An 18,069-nucleotide genomic window follows, 5' to 3' on the forward strand; every position below is an offset into this window, starting at 1 on the left:
CAAAGGGGATAGATAATAAGAGATGATGAAGTAGAGTATGATAACACTTAAGGCAACCATGATACTTACAACAATTGTTTGTATTGTTGCTGTTTTGAAAATAGGCTCATTTATAACATCAGCACTTTCGGTACTACAAACAAGGTAAGAAGATATTTTAGCACATATACCTAGTCTTTCTTTTCCTTTTAATCCATATTCAAAGAAAGAATAATCACCATTTTGTTTGTGTGCATTTAATACCGGTCCATGATCTACTGATGGATCTAATAATTGCTTGTTTTTAGCAACAAATATCTTTCCATTTTCATCAAATAAAAAGCTATTACCAGGCATATTTTCAAAATTTTCTTGAAGCTCTTTTACTGGAATATCAACCCCAATAATTCCTACAAAATTACCATTTTTATATATAGATTTAGTATATGTTATTACATATTGATTTGTTGCTTTATCAATATAAGGAGAAGTGATGAAAATATCTTTATTTTCTTTGGCTCCAATATACCATGGTCTAGTTCTAGCATCATAGTTGATATTTTGTCCATAAATTTCGATATTTTTATTATTTTTATCACTAGTATCATTACTTACAAGATTTTCTCCATTATCTAAACTTATAAAAGCAGATAAAACTCCAGAAGCTTTTCTATATGATTTTAAAATAGAGCCAACATTATCTATCAAAGCTTGTTCGGAATTTAATTTTTCATATGGAAATTCCAAAATTGTTTTTTCCAAATTTAAAATTAAATCACTATTGTGCTTTCGAAATGTTTCTAAGGAAGTTCGAGCAACTTGTAAAATATCATTTTGCCTTTTTAGTTCATTATCATAAAGGTATGTTTTGGTAAAGTAAAAACTTAACACACCTAAAATAATCAAACTTAGCGCAGTGAAAAAATTTGCCATTAAAGACAATTTAACTTTCAAAGTGTTAAACATAATTTCCTCCGTATTTTATTTTTGTAATTTTAATTTTTAAAAATTAATTATCAATTAATATTTTTTTTAATTAATTTTTTTGCTTTTTCCCACAATCTCACTCCCAATTCTTTTGCATTGTTTTTATCTAAATTTTTATATTTATGGCTTGCGAGTTTTTCGAGTTCATTTAACTCTTTGGCTAAGATATTGAGTTTGCTTTGTGCTAGCTTGCTAAAATCATCAATTTTTGGATTTTGTTTAATTTCATTAATTTTGATAAGAATTTGTTCTCTGTTTTCTTGTATTAAGCGTTTAAATTTGGCAAATAAAGTGTCAAATTTATTTTCTAATAAATCTTTAAGTATATCTTTTACGGGATTATTAAATTCTAATGATATTTTTTTAAGCATTTGGATAAATTCTTGCTCTATGTCTATAAGCTCTTTTTCTTTATTTTTTAAATCATGTTCTAAAGCGCTATATGCAAAGCTTGATTTAAATTTTTCAATCGCCAAAGAAATTCCTTCTTGTGTCCCATAAATACTTCCTATACATAAATCATAAGCAAAAGCCTTTGATTCGTTAGCAAGTTCAAAAGCAGCATTTAAAACTACTTGGGATATTTTTAAAATTCTTTCTTTTTCAAAGCTTCCTTCACAAATTGCATTAAATACAAGGTTTTTAGCGATTTCACAAGATGTAAGTTCTATGTTTTCACCTTTTTCTAAAGTTGTGATAAAAGCACTCTCGGCAGTTTCTTTTAAAAGGCCTAGTATTTCTATATCATAAAGCATTGCATCATTGATACTTATATTAAATTCATTTAAATTTAAATCTTTTAAAGTCTTTTCTAAATCAAAAAAGTTATCGCAAATTTTGTGTTTAATGGTGTTTTTTTGTTCTTCTATTTTTACTTTTAATTTGCCATATTCGTTAATATAAACAAAAAATGCTTTTTTATCTTCTTCAACTCTAGCTTTAATAATACCTTGGATTATTTTGGAAATATTTTCTTCATTTATAAGTCCAAGTTTTTCTAATACTTTAGAAAAGATAGCAAAAAGCTCTTCATTGCTAGTATTTTCAAAACTAATTTTTTTATAACTTAGATTAAAAACAAGCTCACTAATTAAGTTTGGAATTTCATTTTTTTCACAAGCTAAGAGAGAATTTTCAAAAATTATGGCTAAATTTTTCATATTTTTCCTTTTTTATAATACAAATTTCGCTTTACTTTTTAATTGATTAAAAATATTTAAACGATCATCTTTACTATCGACATAAACACTTAAAAGATAACTTTTATATGTTCCTTGTTTGCTAGTATTTGAGATTTTATATTTAAATTCTCTTTCATTGAGTATTTGAGTGAAAATTTCTAAAGCATCAACTTCAGCTTCAAAAACGACTTTATAATCCCAAAAAGTAGGGTAGTTTATAATAGGTTCTTTTTTAAGATCGCAGATATTTACCACTTTTTCCTCCTTCTTTGCTTTCTAAAACTATATCAGTAATTTGCATACTTTTATCAATAGCTTTAACCATATCATAAATAGTTAAAAGCCCAATGCTAACAGCTGTTAAGCTTTCCATTTCAACCCCTGTTTTTCCTTCACATTTTACGGTTACAAAGAGTTGAAAAGAACATTCTTCTTTGTTTTCTTCTATATGGGTTTGTACTTTTGAGATCATTAAAGGATGACACATTGGGATAAGATTTGAAGTTTGTTTAGCTCCCATTATGGCTGCTGTGATGGCAGTTTGCAAAACAGGCCCTTTTTTAGCTTTGTTTTCAATGATAGCTTCAAATGCTTCTTTACTCATGTATATTTTACCGCTTGCACAAGCTTCTCTTTGGGTAATATCTTTTTGACTTACATCTACCATTTTGGGGTGATTTTTTTCATCTAAATGCGTTAAATTCATATTTTTCCTTAAGTAAAGTTTGAAAAATTATACCAAAATGTATATTTTTATATTAAAATACTACTAAAAAATTTTAAAGGATTTGCAATGGCTTATGATGATGAAGAATTTGAAAATTATGATGATGAAATGTATGATGAAGCAGATGATGATACTTATGCAAATAATCAAAGATCATATAATTATGATGATGATGATTATGAATACGATGATGATTATAGTGATGATGATACTTATGAGATGGATTAATCGTGGGTAAAAATCTTACTAAAAAAGACATAAAAGTTTTGAGTCTTTCTTCTTTGGGAGGGACTTTAGAATTTTACGATTTTATCATTTTTGTATTTTTTGCAAGTTATATTTCTAAAAATTTTTTTCCTGAAGATTTAAGTCCATTTTGGAAAATGTTTAATACTTATGGAATTTTTGCCGCAGGATATTTAGCTAGACCACTTGGTGGTATAATCATGGCACATTTTGGCGATAAATTTGGTCGTAAAAAAATGTTTATGCTTAGTATTTTACTGATGGTTGTGCCAACTTTTATGCTTGCTTTTATACCTACTTATGAAAGCATAGGATATTTATGTATAGTATTTTTAATATTTGTAAGGATTTGTCAAGGTATAGCTATAGGTGGGGAATTACCTGGTGCTTGGGTTTTTGTTTTTGAGCATGCTCCAAATGGACAAAAACGCACTTATCTTGGATTTTTAACAGCTTCTGTAGTAGGTGGAATTTTGCTTGGAAGTTTTGTATTTTTAATGATGAATAAGCTTTTTACACAAGAAGAACTTTATGAATGGGCCTGGAGAATTCCATTTTTCTTAGGAGGAATTTTTGGGATTATTTCTGCTTATTTGCGTAAATTTTTACAAGAAACACCTGTTTTTGAACAAATGAAAAAAGATAAGGCTTTAGAAAAATTCCCTTTAAAAGAAGTATTTAGAAAAGCTAAGCTGGGCGTTGTACTTTCTATGTTGATAACTTGGGTTTTGACGGCTTGTATTGTTGTGATGATTTTAACTATACCTTCTTTTATGGCAAAAATGTTAAATATTGATGCAAGCGTTCAAACTTACATACAAATGCTTGGTATAGTTTTGCTTGTAATTGGTTGTATATTAAGTGGAATTTTGGCTGATAAAATAGGTATAGTAAAAGCTTGTATGATTTTTTCGCTAGGATTTTTCTTAACTTGTTTATTTTATTTTAACGCTCTTTATACTAAAACACCTGATTTTAATTTAGTGAGTGTGTACTATTTAAGTGCTTGCTTTTTTACTGGAGTGATGAATTTTTGTCCTTTGATGATGAGTGAGGTATTTGATGCTAAGGTTAAATTTTCAGGGCTTAGTTTTTCTTATAATATAGCTTATGCAATAGCTGGTGGGTTTACTCCGCAACTTGCTTTATTTTTACACACTATTGCTTTGGGAAATTTAGAAAATATTGCTCGTTTTTCTTTAGGATTTTATATGTTTGCTATGGCTATAATTTCGCTTGCTTGTGCTTTGATATTTAAATATCTTAGTAATACCCAACGCACATACTCTCAGTGATTTTAATGCGTTTTTCCAAAGGAGTAGGACTGAAAAAATGGCATTTTTCGATATAAATATTATAACTATAATCTAAATTTAAAAAATCGTAAAATGCCTTTAAATTTACAAATTTAACCCCACAAACTTCTTTTATATCTAAGATTTTATAAATTTGAGAATTGTTTTTTTCTACCAAATGTGATGGAGCTAAAGTAGTAAATGAGCAAAAGGCACTTGCTAATACAAAGCCACTTAGATTTTCACATTTTTGTATAAGATGTTGGTGTTTTTGTAAAATACTTTTTTTATGTAAAAATACCACTCTTGTGCCTTGATAGCGTGCTGCCTGAACATTTTTCCAAAATTTATAAGCATTTTTGGAAATATTTGCTAATTGGTGTAATTGTATATTTAAAATATAATTATCCAAGAATTGATTGGGTGGTAAAATAGTATAAGTCATATTTTTTCTTTAAATTTGTTTTTATGATTATACTAAAAATTGACTTTTGTTTATATTTTTGCTTTATAAATTCAATACAATTATCCAAAATTATTTTGAAGGAAAAACATGAAATTTGATACTATTAATCATGATGGTATAAAAAAACTTATGGATGTTTTTTATGCAAAAGTTAGAATAGACAAGGATTTAGGGCCTATTTTTAATGAAAAAATTGGTATAGATGATGAGAGTTGGAAAAAACACAAAGAAAAAATAGCAAGTTTTTGGGCAGGGATGTTTTTAGGTGATCCAAGTTATAGCGGTTCTCCTTTGAGAGCTCATCATGAACTACCTTCGTTTCCAAGAGAATTTTTTGATGTTTGGCTTAATCTGTTTGATGAGAGTTTGCAAGAAGTTTTTGAAGATGAACCAAGAAGTATTATTATAGAAAGAGCTAAAATGATAGCTCAAAGATTTCAAATGATTATTTATGATCACAGATTTGCTTAAGAGTTTTTAAAAACTCTTAGCGATAGTTAAAGGTATGTAAATTTTCACCTTGAGAGTATTTATAACTATATTTTCCATCAAGATAAATTACTAAACGATAATATCCTTTATGTGATCCAAATACAACTTTTCTAACATGAGCAGTATTAACTTGTAAAGTTTTTGTATTGAAATTTTGCTTTTTAGCAAAATCTATAATGATTTTAGTTGGATCTCCTATAGATAAATGTCTTAGCATTCTATCTTCGGTTTTGATATTAATCTTATTGTTATAAAAGCTAATAGAAATAAAATTATAAATATTTCCACTAAAAATTGGTGTTTCAATGTTTAAAGTGGTATTGTTTTCTTCTGTTTTAGTGTTTTTTACCCCTTGTTCTTGTGGCACAGTAACAGAAACATCAAGTATAGGTGTGGCATTTGGACTTTTGGCTTTTATAAATGAGTAAGTATCATGCCAATTGATACTTTTGTATATATCTAGAGTAGTTTGCTCTTCAGAGCCATCAAGATTAATATAAGTAATAGTAATATTTTTTAAAATTCTTGCATCAGAATTAAAAGTAAAATCCTGTCTTTGAAAAGGACTAAGTTTTACAAATTCGGTGTTTTGTTGTTCTGAGTTATTGTCAAAAGGATTATCTTTTGCATTTAAAAATACACAGGATAATAAAAATAGTAAAAAAAATTTAATTCTCATGCGAATTTTCTCCTTTAAGTCTTAAAAGCTGTAAGTATTCTTTTTGAGCTTGGGCATTTTTAGCTTTTAAGGTTATTATGTTTTTCTCTAAAATTTTTTGCTCCTCTTTAAGCGATAATAAAACATCTAAAGAGGATTTGCCAAAAAACATATTACCAAAATACATAGCAACAATAATAGCTACAAATGATAATGCAATAGTTTTTATTAGATGATGACGAGCCTCTTTCTTTTTAGAATGCTCATCATACTCTTTTAATAAATCACTCAGAGCTTATCTCCTAAATACTCATCATTATCAAGTTCGATTTCTAACAAACGATTATATTTAGCTGTTCTTTCACCTCTTGCTAGAGCTCCTGTTTTGATTTGTCCTGTATTAAGCGCTACTGCAAAATCAGCTATAAAAGCATCTTCGCTTTCCCCGCTTCTATGACTCATAATACATCTATAATTATTTCTATGAGCTAGTCTTACTGTTCTCATAGTTTGAGTGATTGTTCCGATTTGATTAGGCTTAATCAATACAGCATTTGCCATATTTTTCATGATACCTTCTCTTAAAATATCTTCATTAGTTACAAACAAATCATCACCCACAAGTTGAATTTTATTGCCAAGCTTTTGAGTGAGTTTAATCCAACCTTCATAATCATCTTCAGCCAAACCATCTTCAATGCTAAAAATAGGATATTTAGCACATAATTCTTCATAGCGAGTAATCAAGTCTTCACTTGAGAAAACTTTACCTTCTAAATGGTATTTACCATCTTTATAAAGCTCACTACTTGCTACATCTAGTGCTAGTTTGATTTTATTTTCATAGCCTGCTTTTTTAATACAAGTCATTAAAAGATCAAGAGGTTCTGTATTATTTGCTAAATTTGGTGCAAAACCGCCCTCATCGCCTAAGGCAGTAGAGTGACCTAGATTAGCTAATTCTTTTTTCAATACTGCATAAATTTCACAAACTGATCTCAATCCTTCTTTAAAGCTTGAAAAACCAAAAGGCATAATCATAAATTCTTGAAAATCTACACTATTGTTTGCGTGCGCACCGCCATTGATGATATTGCACATTGGCACAGGTAATACACTTGCATTTGCTCCACCTAAGTAACGATATAAAGGTACGCCTAGTGCATTAGCAGCAGCGCGCGCTGTTGCCATAGAAATTCCTAAAGTTGCATTTGCTCCTAGGTTGGAATAATTTTTTGTCCCATCAAGTTCTAAAAGAGTATTATCTAGCTGAGTTTGATTAAACGCATCAAGCCCTATAATGTTTTCAGCTATGGTGCCATTGATGTTTTCAATAGCTTTTAAAACACCTTTTCCGCCAAATCTCTCATCATTGTCTCTTAATTCTAAAGCTTCTTTTTTTCCTGTGCTTGCACCACTTGGAACGATAGCACTACCCACACTGCCATCGCTTAGCATGATTTCAGCTTTAATGGTAGGATTGCCTCTACTATCTAAAACTTCAAAAGCTCTTAAATCTTCAATAATCAACATTATTCTTCTCCTTCATCGTCTTCTTTTGCGCCCAAAATCATACTATCTATACCGATTGAGTTTTGTATAGCTTGAGTAATTTCATCTGCAATAGCTGGATTTTCTTTTAAAAAGGCTTTAGCATTTTCTCTACCTTGACCAAGTTTAGAAGCCTTGTAAGAAAACCATGCACCACTTTTATCAATAATATCAAGTTTTACACCATAATCTATTAGCTCGCCTTCACGACTTACACCCTCACCAAACATCACATCAAATTCAGCTTGTTTAAAAGGAGGGGCTACTTTGTTTTTAGCCACTTTTACTTTAACACGGTTTCCAATAGGCTCATCATTTTGTTTTAAGGTGGCTGTTTTTCTTACATCTAAACGCACTGAAGCATAAAATTTTAAAGCATTTCCGCCGGTAGTTGTTTCAGGAGTGCCATAGCCCATCATGCCTATTTTCATACGAATTTGATTGATGAAAATTACAGTAGTGTTCATTTTATGAACGATACCGGTTAATTTTCTTAAAGCTTGGCTCATTAATCTTGCTTGAAGACCTACATGTTGATCTCCCATATCACCTTCAATTTCTGCTTTTGGAGTAAGTGCAGCAACACTATCTACCACTATTAGATCAATGGCTCCACTTCTTGCTATAGTTTCAACAATTTCTAAGGCTTGTTCTCCAAAATCTGGTTGAGAGATGTAAAGATTTTCTGTATCAACGCCTAAATTTTTTGCATATCTTACATCAAGAGCGTGTTCAGCATCAATAAACGCACAAACTCCACCTTTTTTTTGACATTCTGCTATGATGTGTAAGGTAAGTGTAGTTTTACCTGAACTTTCAGGTCCATAAATTTCTATAATTCTTCCTTTTGGAACCCCACCAATTCCTAAAGCTAAATCAAGTCCAACAGAACCTGTAGGAATAGAATCAATTTTTTCAACTTCTTTATCGCCAAGTCTTAATATGGTGCCTTTTCCAAAGGTTTTATCAAGACTTTTTAAGGCTGCATCAAGTGATTTTCTTTTATTATCATCCATGCTTGTTAATCCTTTTATAATATGTTTAAAATTGTATCAAAAAGAAATTTAATATAAGTTTTTATTTTGAATTTTGCTAAAATACTTTTTTAGATTTTTAAGGAAAAAAATGAATAAAAAAATTAGCGTAGCACACTCTCCTGATGCTGATGATATTTTTATGTATATGGCGATTAAATTTGGTTGGGTTGGAAATGCTTATGAGTATGAAAATACAGCCTTGGATATACAAACTTTAAATGAACTTGCATTGGAAAATATATACGATGTTAGTGCGATATCTTTTGCACTCTATCCTTTAATAGCTAGTGAATATGCTTTATTAAAAACTGCTGTGAGTTTTGGTGAGGGTTATGGGCCAAAGCTTATTAAGAAAAAGAATAAAAAATTAAAGCTAAATTTTAAAGTTGCTTTAAGTGGAGCACACACTACCAATGCTTTAATCTTTCGCATAAAATATCCACAAGCTAGAATAATTTATAAGAATTTTTTAGAGATTGAAAAGGCTGTTTTAGAAGATGAAGTTGATGCGGGAGTGCTTATACATGAGAGCATTTTAGAATTTGATTCTAGTTTGTGTGTTGAGGCTGAACTTTGGGATATTTGGCAAGAATTAGCAAAAAATGATTTACCTTTACCTTTAGGTGGTATGGCCCTTAGAAGATCTTTACCGCTTAGTGATGCAATAGCGGTTGAAAAAGATTTGATTAAAGCAGTAGAAGTAGCCGATCATAATAGAAAAATCTTAGCCTCCATGCTTTTAGAGCGTAATTTAATACGCGTTGATGCACAAAAACTTGATGTGTATTTAAATTTATATGCAAATAAAAACTCTATTAATATGAATGATAAACAATACAATGCCATAGATAAGCTTTTTGAGCTTGGATATAATCATGGATTTTATGAGAAGTTAATAAAAAGTAAAGATTATCTTATCCCTAGTGAGTATGAAGAATTTAGAAATTCTTGATAGAATTTAAATTTTAAGGAGAAAATATGGAAAGTACTTTAGTAGCCTTGGGTGTACAAACTTTTAAAATCACACTTATGCTTTCTTTACCTATGCTTTTAGCAGGGCTTATTGCAGGGCTTATTATAAGTATTTTTCAAGCTGTAACGCAAATTAACGAAGCCACGCTTTCTTTTGTGCCAAAAATTTTACTTGTTGTTGTGGTAATAGTATTTTTAATGCCTTGGATGATAAGTTCTATGATTGATTTTACAACTAATATTTTAAATCAAATTCCAAGCTTTATTAGATGATTATTGATTTTTCTAAGTATTCTTCTGTGCGTATAGGTGAGAGCTTTGAAGTGCAAACACTTGAAGAGCCTTGCGAATTTGATGGTTTTTTAATAGGTGGGGCAAATAATCTTTTAATCTCTCCAAAACCCAAAAAACTTGGAATTTTAGGGAAAAGTTTTGATTATATTAAAATTTTAGAGCAAAATGAAAAAGGCATGTTTTTAGAGATAGGCTCTAGTGTGAAATCTTTTAAAATGTATCATTTTGCTAAAGAAAATAACCTAAAAGGCTTTGAGTTTTTAAAAAATATCCCAGGGACTTTGGGCGGTATTTTAAAAATGAATGCAGGATTAAAAGATGAGGATATTAGCAAAAATTTAATTAGTATTTGCACTTTTAATCAAGAAATTTTAAAACAAAATATTGCTTTTGCTTATAGGTTTAATCCTATTAAAGAAGTGATGTTTAGCGCGAAGTTTTTTTTAGAATATGGATTTGACTCAGTTAAAGATGAGCTTTTAAAAAATGCAAGAAAAAATCAACCAAAAGGTGCTAGCTTTGGCTCTATTTTTAAAAATCCCAAAAACGATCATGCAGGAAGGTTGATAGAAGCAGTTAATCTTAAAGGTTTTAGCAAAAATGATGCGATGTTTAGCAATGAACATGCAAATTTTTTAATCAATAAAAAACATGCTAGTTTTGATGATGCTTTATTTTTGATAGAGCTTGCTAAAAAAAGAGTTTTTGAAGAATTTGGGATTGTTTTAGAAGAAGAAGTGGTAATTATATAGTATTTTTAATATCTTCATAAACAATTGTAGCTATTTCTTGAACTAATTCTTGATAAGATTTATTTTTATCATTTGTGCTAAATTGAGTATTGATAGTAAGGATTTTATGATCTTTTAGTTTTTTTGTTTTGGCATTAAAAAGTTTGTATTCTATGTTGGCTTTGACTTCAAAATTTGAAAAAAGCAAGAAATTTTGTTGGCTTGCTTGAATACTTTTTAAATCTAGCAAAATAATAAAATCAGCCTTTTTGAAACGATTAAATTCTAAAAACTCACTTGCATTGATGAAATTTTTATTTATTTGTAAGATATTTTGACTATTGATATAAGTTTGATTTTCTTTTTGACTAAGTAAGGCAAAATTATTTTGTTCATTTAAAATAGCACTTAATGCTTTTAGTGTGTCTTTTGCCATGGTTTTAGCATCGATTTTTAAATTTGAAAAATAAAAATTATATTCTTTTTCATAGCTTGGCACTAAAGCTAAGGTGCTAATGTGTGAGAGTTTATCATAATTTATATCTTGATCAAGATTGATGATATTAAAATTATCATTATTTTGTAATTTGATGATTTTTTTATTTGCAAAAGAATTAGCATAAATAGCACTTAAAAAACACAAAAACACCAAAAAAAATCTCACTAAAAACCTTTTAATTTAAATTCATTCTTAGCAAAAGCTATAAAACTTGGAAGTTTAAAATCAGGACTATTGTAGTTTAAGGCCTTTTTATCAAAATCGTATAAAATTCCACCATTTTGTTTGACTAAAAAATCTCCCGCAGCTATATCCCAAGCTTTTGGGCCACCAAAACGCGGGTAAATTCCAGCTTTTGCTTCAAGTAAATATACAAACTTTAAAGCAGATGAAACCTTAATGCCTTCAAGATGATTTTGAATAAAAAAATCTTCATTATTATCATGGTTTTTAGAGTAAAGGGCTATATTTTTAACCTTTTCGTATTGCTCTAAACTAAGATTTAAAATTTCATTATTTTTATAAACTTTAGTATGGGTATGTGCATAATAAAATGCATTATTTTCCACATCGCCTATAAGCGAAAGCACAGGAGTGTTTTTATGGATTAATGCGATTAAAACACAATATTCTTTATCTTTTTTAGCATAAGATTTAGTGCCATCAAGAGGATCTATTAGCCAAAAATACTCTAAATTTTTTCTTTCTTCATAAGAAAGTATATTTTCTTCAGAGCATATAGCTATATCGCTTGAAGCTAAAATTTCACTAATGGCTTCATTAGATTTTATATCAGCTAAACCTACTGGGGAATCATCATCTTTAAGCCATAAGGTATTTTTGTCTTTATATTCAAGCAATACCTTAGAGGCTTCCTTGCCCGCTTTTAAGGCTAATTCTAAAAGTGTGTCTAAATTTTTCATAAGAAAATTATAGCAAGTGAAAATAAATACTTAGTAGAGTTATTTTCTACTAAGATTATTGATAAATTTTATTAAGCTAATAGCTAAAATTGCTTCAAGTAAAGCAGTAAGTACTAATCCTGAGTATATATCTTGAGTGATAATATTAGTTTGATAAGAAAGCGTAGCTACTGCGATAAGTAAGGTTAGTGGCATAGAATGGCTTAAGCCAAATAAAAAGGTATTTTTTAAACCAAGTATTTTTACAAAAGTCATAGCGCAAAGTATTCTTAGTCCTATCATAAAGATAGTTAGTGAAAAAGCTATGATTAAAACTTGAGGGTTTAAAAGCATTTGGAGTTTAAAGCTTGAACCTATATAAATGAAAAATATAGGGATTAAAAAGCCATAACCAAAACTAGAAAGTTTATGCTCTAAGTCTTTTTTATGATCAAAAAAAGTAGCTATAAATGAACCCGCTATAAAAGCTCCAAGTGCAACTTCAAGTTTAAAATAAATCATAATTGCAACTATGGCTATGAAAATTGCCATGCAAAATCTTATATCTTTTTCATTTTGATCTTGCCAAGGCATGAGTATAGTTTTAAGTTGTGGATACCACCAAAAAAGCACTTCTAAAAATTTAAATCCAAAAATACAAAGTGCTAAAAATCCCACTAGGTATAATAAATTTTGAGTGAGTGAGAAAAGATCAGCACCTTTTCCCAAAAATGCTGCAGCTATGGTAAGTAAAACTATGCTCACAACTTCAGCTAAAGTGGCTACCACCATGGATACATTTAGCCACTCACAGTTTTTACCAAAATCTCTATAAAGTGTTGAGAGTAAACCCACACTCATAACAGGTATGATAATGACAAAAATATAAGAAATATCTATACTTTCAACCGCTAAAACACTAAAAACATATAAAAGTATGATGTAAATAAAAGCTTTATTAAGTAAGCTTCTTTCGGTTTTTAAAAAGGTTTTAAGATTGATTTCCATCCCTGCTATAAACATAAGATAGTAAAATCCTGCATTAGCCAAAAGCTTAAAATTCTCACTTTCTCCTATAAAACCTAAAAATCCTATAAAAGAGCCAAGCATAATTTCAGTAGCTGAAAGTGGGAGTTTTAAAAATTTAGCAATATAAGGTGATGTAAGCAAACATCCTGCTACGACTAATAAAATTTTTAAATCCGTAGCAGCTTGAGCATCAATGGCATGAGCTAGCAAAGCTAAATCCCATTTGTTTTAGTTTTTGTATATCTTTGCTAGGTTCTTCGCCTTTAGTTGTAAGATAATCACCTACTACTATAGCACTAGCTCCTGCGTCAAAAATTTCATATTGTCTTTCTTTTAGCACTACTTCTCTACCACCTGCTACCATGATATGTGCATTTGGTAAATCTTTTTTAGTGTCTTTGATGATATTTAACGCCTCATCAGCATTTAATAAGTTTTGCTTGAGCTTTAAATTTTCATTTGGTATGAAAAAATTAATAGGCGAGGAAAAAGGATCAAGCTCTTTTAAACTTGTTCTAAAACTTTTTCTATCGGCTTCACTTTCTCCAAGACCATAAATTCCGCCACAGCAAAGCATTAAACCTGCTTCTTTAGCATAAAGATTAGTTTGAAATCTTTGCTCCCAAGTATGCGTAGAGCATATGTTTGGAAAAAATTCTTTAGAAGTTTCTAGATTATGATTATAAGAAAAAATTCCTGCTTTTTTTAATTCTTTGAGTTGTTCTAAATTTGCTATGCCATTGCAAGCTATGAGTAAAAGTCCTTCTACTTCTTTTTGCACTGCATGAGCTACTTTGCACACATACTCAAGTTTTTCATCATCAAGTCCAGCGCCTGCTGTAACTAAACAAAAACCTAAAGCCTCATTTTTCTTAGCCATTTTAGCTTCTAAAACAATTTGATCTATATCTTTTCTTTTGTATTTGTTGATATTAGTTTTTACATGAGCGCTTTGAGTGCAGTATTTACAATCTTCCCCGCACCCTCCACTTGCTATATTAGATATAGCACAAAGCATAATTTGCATTAAATTTCCTTTTTGATTTTGCATTTTAAGCACTCTAAAAATGTGCCTTTTTTAAGTTCTTTGATAATCAAAGTTTCGCCACATTTGCTACATTTTTCTTCACTTGGTTTGTATTTGCTTATGTAGTTGCATTTTGGATAAGCACTACATCCATAAAATTTACCACGCTTAGAAAAACGCTCCACGATCTCGCCTTCTTGACAGCTTGGGCATTTCACGCCTATGGTATTGAGTTTTTTCTCGCTTTTTTCTTCATTTTGTGTTTCTTGTTTTAAATTTCTTGAGTATTTACATTTTGGAAAATTTAAACAAGCTATAAATTCTCCATATCTTCCTTTTCTTATAGCAAGCTCTCCACCACAATCAGGGCAGGTTTCATCTAGCTTTGTGAAAGTTTTTTGGCTTTTTATGTTTTTTTTACCTTCATCAATTTTTCTCATAAAAGGAAAATAAAACTCTCTTAAAACTTCTTGCCAGTCCATTTTGCCTTCTGCAATGATATCAAGTTTATCTTCCATTTTAGAAGTAAAATCACTATCTACTATATCGCTAAAGTTTTGTTCTAAAACTTCTGTTACAACAAAGGCTATTTCATTAGGTATGATTTGCTTTTTATCTATACGCACATATTCTCTTGCACTAAGTAAAGAGATGGTTGGAGCATAAGTAGAAGGGCGTCCTATACCAAGATTTTCTAACTTTTTAACAAGCCCAGCTTCAGAGTATCTTGAAGGTGGCTCGGTAAAATGTGAGCTTAATTCTATATTTTGTATATTTAGTATATCTTCTAGTTTTAAATTAGGTAAAATTTTATCTTTATCCATATCTCCATATACTTTATAATGCCCATCAAATAAAATTTTTCTACCGCTTATTTTAAAAATTGCTTCATTTGATTTTGCATAGACATTTTGAGTTTGAGATATAGCAGGATTCATTTGTGAAGCTAAAAAGCGATTATATATTAAAGTATATAATCTTGCTTCATCTTTTTCTAAAAATTCACTTGCAAGTTTTGGCGTAAAGCTAAGATTAGTCGGTCTTATGGCTTCGTGTGCTTCTTGAGCGCCTTTGCTTTTAGTGGTATAAATATTTGCTTTGCTTGGTAAGTATTCTTTGCCAAAATCATTTTTGATGAGTTTTCTTACTTCTTCTAAAGCTTCTTTTGCAATATTTAAGCTGTCAGTTCTCATATAAGTGATCACACCCATAATACCTTGATGGGTTTTTACACCCTCGTAAAGTTTTTGAGCAATCATCATGGTTTTTTTAGGGTTAAAACCTAGGCGATTGCTCGCGCTTTGTTGCAGGGTTGAAGTCATAAAAGGTGCTTGTGGAGCTATTTTTCTATCTTTACTTTCTATATCTTTTATTTTAAAGTTAGCATTTTTGCAAGTTTCAAAGATGAGTTTGGTTCTATCTTCGTTAGTTAGACTTAGTTTTTCTATCTTTTGATTTTGAAATTCGACTAATTCAGCTTGCAAGTCTTTTTCAAAAATCATATCTATACTAAAGTATTTTAAAGGAATAAAAGCTTTTATTTCTCTTTCTCTATCGACGATGATTTTTAAAGCCGCACTTTGCACACGCCCTGCACTTAAGCCTTTTTGGATTTTTTGATTTAGTAAAGGACTTAATTTATAGCCTACTATACGATCAAGTAAGCGTCTAGTTTGTTGAGCATTGACGCTATTTACATTTAAAGATCTTGGGTTTTTTAAAGCATTTTCTATAGCGCTTTTAGTAATCTCATGAAAAACTATGCGTGGCAGGGAATTTTCATCTTTATTAATAGCCTTAGCTATATGATAAGCTATGGCTTCACCCTCACGATCCTCATCGGTTGCAAGGTAGATGGTTTTAGCTTTTTTAGCCTTTTCTTTGAGTTCTTTTACTAAACTTGAATGATCATTTGAAATTCTATATTCTGGTTTAAAATTTTCATCTTCTATTTTTATACCAAAGCTAGTTTTAGGTAAATCTCTAATGTGACCTTTAGAAGCTATTACTTCATAGTCTTTACCTAGAAAATTACCTATGGTTTTAGCTTTAGCAGGTGATTCTACTATGATTAAATTTTTCATTATTTTCCTTATAAGGATTAAAATTAGTAAAAGTGTATAAAAAAAAGTTAAATTTTTTGCTTAGATGGATTTTTAAATAAAATGCAATTAATGATATAATTTTCTATAATTTAATTTCATAGGATATAAAATGTTTTTGCAAAAAAACTTACAAGCTTTAGAATTTACCAATAAACCATTACAAAAAAAAATTCTATCTTTAAAAGAAGAATTTATCGACATCTTTCCAAGTCAAACACCCTTTGTGCCTTCAAAAGATGATTTAATAAAACCTAATATATTTTTTTGCGGTATAGGAGATGGGCTTTTTTTAAAAAAACTTATTAATAAACACATTTTTATTTTTGATAAAGCAGAATTTTTTGCTAATGTTTTAAGCAAGATGGATTTAAGTCAAGAGCTTTCAAGCGGAAAAATATATCTTTGTGATGTAGAAGAGAAAAGATTAGAAGAGTATCTTGTTTTGCTTTTTTCACAAAAAGATTGTTTTGAGTATTTAGGGCTTTTTAAACTTTTACCTTATAGTGAATTTTATAACAATAGTCCCATGTTTGATTTTGTGTATCAAAAGTGCTTAGATGTTATTTATAGGTTAACTCATAGTATAGATAAAAATTTTTCTTTAAATAGTAAGGTACAAAGAAATTTTTTATCTAATTTGCCTTTAGTTTTAAAAAATACTCCTTTTCAAAGATTTATTTATGAAAATAAAGGAAAAAATAAAAGTGTTATTGTGGTGTGCGCAGGTCCTTCTTTAAGCAAGCAACTTAAGCTTTTAAAAACTTGTCAAGATGATTATGTGATATTTGCTTTAGATGCTACTTATAAAACTTTACTTAAGAATGAAATTTATCCTGATTTTGTTTTTTCTATGGATGTGCAAGAAAAATGTAAATGTTTTTATGAAAATTTGCCACAAAGTAAAAAAGAACCCATTTATATTATAAATGCTGCTGTAGATAAAGCTTTAATTCAAATTTTAGAAAATAAAAATCCAAAGATTTTTATTTTAGATAGTTTAGATTATCAACAAAAATTTAATTTAGATGATTTTGGTTATTTAGATATAGGTATCAATGTAGCTCATTTTGCTTATAATTTTGCTATAGCTTTGGGATTTACTAATGTAATCATGATAGGACAAGATTTGGCTTTTAGTGATGATGGGAAGTCGCATGCTAATCCAGAAGTTTTTACATTTCATAATGTAGAAGAAGCTGAACATAAAGCAGAAAAACTTCAAGTGTTAGCTTATAATAAACAAGGTTTTATTCAAACTCATATAGGCTGGGATGAATTTAGAAAAAGATTGGAGGTTTTATTTTTATCTCATCCTAATGTTAAGTTTTATAATGCCACAGAAGGTGGAGCTTTTATAGATTATACCATAGAGATACCTTTTGAAAAGGTTTTAGCACTATATAAAGATAAAAAACAAGATTATGTATTTCCAAATGTTTTAAGTATTAATAGGCAAGAAAAATTATTAAAAAAATCTTTGGAAATTTTACAAAAAGATTATTTAGAGTTAAATGCTTTACATCAAAAAGCAAAAGATCTTTTAGTAATTTTGCAAAATCAAAATGCAGTTTTTGATGAGCAAGTATCAGAATCTATTTTTGATTTTAATGATTTATTAGATAATGCAAAAATTTTACAAAGTTTTATGTATAAACCATTATTTTATCATAGGGGCTTTTTTAATGCGAGTTTATATCAAGAGTCTCAAAATGCTTTATCAAGTTATGTAGATTTTTTAAAAATATTTTTAGAAATTGCAGCGTTAAGTTTAGCAAGTATAGAAAATTCTATAAATGAATATAAAAATATCTTAAAAGTATAAATTTTTTTATCATTTTTTCGATATAGCTTAAACAACTGCATGGAAGCGGTTGAATTTATTTAAAAGGAT

General features: G+C 29.2%; 21 protein-coding genes. 7 read left to right on the plus strand and 14 right to left on the minus strand.

Going from position 1 to position 18,069, the window contains the following annotated elements; genetic code table 11:
- The 4 genes from L8U04_RS04605 to moaC form a co-directional block, all read right to left on the minus strand.
- Window positions 1-945 (minus strand): cache domain-containing protein (locus tag L8U04_RS04605; RefSeq protein WP_263709539.1); only part of this gene is annotated, 945 nt, incomplete at its 3' end.
- A 50-nt stretch (window positions 946-995) separates the two neighbouring features.
- The gene (locus tag L8U04_RS04610) at window positions 996-2,126 is read right to left on the minus strand and encodes a hypothetical protein (RefSeq protein WP_133319953.1); all 1,131 of its coding nucleotides are present in this window, start codon (window positions 2,124-2,126) and stop codon (window positions 996-998) included.
- A 12-nt stretch (window positions 2,127-2,138) separates the two neighbouring features.
- On the minus strand, window positions 2,139-2,402 hold the full coding sequence (locus L8U04_RS04615) for a DUF493 family protein (RefSeq protein WP_133319952.1): 264 nt from the start codon (window positions 2,400-2,402) through the stop codon (window positions 2,139-2,141).
- Complete coding sequence (moaC, locus tag L8U04_RS04620; protein WP_133319951.1) at window positions 2,380-2,853, minus strand: cyclic pyranopterin monophosphate synthase MoaC; 474 nt, start codon at window positions 2,851-2,853, stop codon at window positions 2,380-2,382. Before moaC ends, L8U04_RS04615 begins: the two co-directional genes overlap by 23 nt.
- Window positions 2,854-2,940: 87 nt before the next feature.
- Here moaC and L8U04_RS04625 point away from each other — a divergent pair, with 87 nt between their 5' ends.
- The gene (locus L8U04_RS04625) at window positions 2,941-3,102 is read left to right on the plus strand and encodes a highly acidic protein (RefSeq protein WP_133319950.1); all 162 of its coding nucleotides are present in this window, start codon (window positions 2,941-2,943) and stop codon (window positions 3,100-3,102) included.
- A gap of 2 nt (window positions 3,103-3,104) precedes the next feature.
- Entirely contained in the window at window positions 3,105-4,415 is a 1,311-nt protein-coding gene (locus tag L8U04_RS04630; RefSeq protein ID WP_263709540.1) for an MFS transporter, read from the plus strand.
- Here L8U04_RS04630 and L8U04_RS04635 read toward each other — a convergent pair.
- A complete protein-coding gene (locus tag L8U04_RS04635; RefSeq protein ID WP_263659937.1) occupies window positions 4,384-4,860 on the minus strand; it encodes a cysteine permease in 477 nt (158 codons plus the stop codon). The genes L8U04_RS04630 and L8U04_RS04635 overlap by 32 nt on opposite strands.
- Window positions 4,861-4,968: 108 nt before the next feature.
- Here L8U04_RS04635 and L8U04_RS04640 point away from each other — a divergent pair, with 108 nt between their 5' ends.
- Entirely contained in the window at window positions 4,969-5,352 is a 384-nt protein-coding gene (locus L8U04_RS04640; protein ID WP_133319947.1) for a group III truncated hemoglobin, read from the plus strand.
- Window positions 5,353-5,368: 16 nt separating this feature from the next.
- Here the strand turns inward: L8U04_RS04640 and L8U04_RS04645 are convergent, their stop codons facing one another.
- From L8U04_RS04645 to recA, 4 genes are all read right to left on the minus strand, one after another.
- Window positions 5,369-6,052, minus strand: coding sequence for an AMIN domain-containing protein (locus L8U04_RS04645; RefSeq protein ID WP_133319946.1), 684 nt, complete (start codon window positions 6,050-6,052; stop codon window positions 5,369-5,371).
- Window positions 6,042-6,218, minus strand: a complete 177-nt coding sequence (locus tag L8U04_RS04650) for a hypothetical protein (protein WP_259443318.1) — start codon at window positions 6,216-6,218, stop codon at window positions 6,042-6,044. Before L8U04_RS04650 ends, L8U04_RS04645 begins: the two co-directional genes overlap by 11 nt.
- A 101-nt stretch (window positions 6,219-6,319) precedes the next feature.
- Complete coding sequence (gene eno / locus L8U04_RS04655) at window positions 6,320-7,564, minus strand: phosphopyruvate hydratase (protein WP_263665096.1); 1,245 nt, start codon at window positions 7,562-7,564, stop codon at window positions 6,320-6,322.
- Window positions 7,564-8,598: a recombinase RecA gene (gene recA, locus L8U04_RS04660; protein ID WP_087700900.1), complete on the minus strand. Its 1,035-nt coding sequence runs from the start codon at window positions 8,596-8,598 to the stop codon at window positions 7,564-7,566. The genes eno and recA overlap by 1 nt, the downstream gene beginning before the upstream one ends.
- Window positions 8,599-8,707: 109 nt before the next feature.
- Between recA and L8U04_RS04665 the strand changes: the two genes are divergently transcribed.
- Genes L8U04_RS04665 through L8U04_RS04675 form a run of 3 tightly spaced genes read left to right on the plus strand, consistent with a single transcriptional unit; the run spans window position 8,708 to window position 10,637 of the window.
- Entirely contained in the window at window positions 8,708-9,571 is an 864-nt protein-coding gene (locus tag L8U04_RS04665; protein ID WP_263661715.1) for a menaquinone biosynthesis family protein, read from the plus strand.
- A 26-nt stretch (window positions 9,572-9,597) separates the two neighbouring features.
- Window positions 9,598-9,864 carry a flagellar biosynthesis protein FliQ gene (fliQ, locus tag L8U04_RS04670; RefSeq protein WP_012660903.1) on the plus strand — a complete coding sequence of 89 codons (267 nt, stop codon included), beginning with the start codon at window positions 9,598-9,600 and terminating at the stop codon, window positions 9,862-9,864.
- On the plus strand, window positions 9,861-10,637 hold the full coding sequence (locus L8U04_RS04675; RefSeq protein WP_263659941.1) for a UDP-N-acetylmuramate dehydrogenase: 777 nt from the start codon (window positions 9,861-9,863) through the stop codon (window positions 10,635-10,637). The genes fliQ and L8U04_RS04675 overlap by 4 nt, the downstream gene beginning before the upstream one ends.
- On the opposite strand, the gene L8U04_RS04680 is transcribed toward L8U04_RS04675, so the two are convergent.
- The 5 genes from L8U04_RS04680 to topA are packed head-to-tail and all read right to left on the minus strand — an operon-like array spanning window position 10,630 to window position 16,157.
- Window positions 10,630-11,280, minus strand: a complete 651-nt coding sequence (locus L8U04_RS04680) for a hypothetical protein (RefSeq protein ID WP_263671111.1) — start codon at window positions 11,278-11,280, stop codon at window positions 10,630-10,632. The two genes, L8U04_RS04675 and L8U04_RS04680, sit on opposite strands and share 8 nt — an antisense overlap.
- The gene (locus tag L8U04_RS04685) at window positions 11,280-12,038 is read right to left on the minus strand and encodes a 3'(2'),5'-bisphosphate nucleotidase CysQ (RefSeq protein ID WP_263659943.1); all 759 of its coding nucleotides are present in this window, start codon (window positions 12,036-12,038) and stop codon (window positions 11,280-11,282) included. Before L8U04_RS04685 ends, L8U04_RS04680 begins: the two co-directional genes overlap by 1 nt.
- Window positions 12,039-12,077: 39 nt before the next feature.
- Window positions 12,078-13,256, minus strand: a complete 1,179-nt coding sequence (locus L8U04_RS04690; protein WP_133319939.1) for a cation:proton antiporter — start codon at window positions 13,254-13,256, stop codon at window positions 12,078-12,080.
- A complete protein-coding gene (locus L8U04_RS04695) occupies window positions 13,237-14,073 on the minus strand; it encodes a biotin synthase (RefSeq protein WP_263660821.1) in 837 nt (278 codons plus the stop codon). Before L8U04_RS04695 ends, L8U04_RS04690 begins: the two co-directional genes overlap by 20 nt.
- Window positions 14,073-16,157: a type I DNA topoisomerase gene (topA, locus tag L8U04_RS04700; protein WP_412175293.1), complete on the minus strand. Its 2,085-nt coding sequence runs from the start codon at window positions 16,155-16,157 to the stop codon at window positions 14,073-14,075. Before topA ends, L8U04_RS04695 begins: the two co-directional genes overlap by 1 nt.
- Before the next feature lie 130 nt (window positions 16,158-16,287).
- Here topA and L8U04_RS04705 point away from each other — a divergent pair, with 130 nt between their 5' ends.
- Window positions 16,288-18,000: a motility associated factor glycosyltransferase family protein gene (locus L8U04_RS04705; protein ID WP_263709541.1), complete on the plus strand. Its 1,713-nt coding sequence runs from the start codon at window positions 16,288-16,290 to the stop codon at window positions 17,998-18,000.
- Window positions 18,001-18,069 lie beyond the last annotated feature (69 nt).

Source organism: Campylobacter sp. IFREMER_LSEM_CL908, from assembly GCF_025771545.1.
Taxonomy (GTDB): Bacteria; Campylobacterota; Campylobacteria; order Campylobacterales; family Campylobacteraceae; genus Campylobacter_D; species Campylobacter_D lari_D.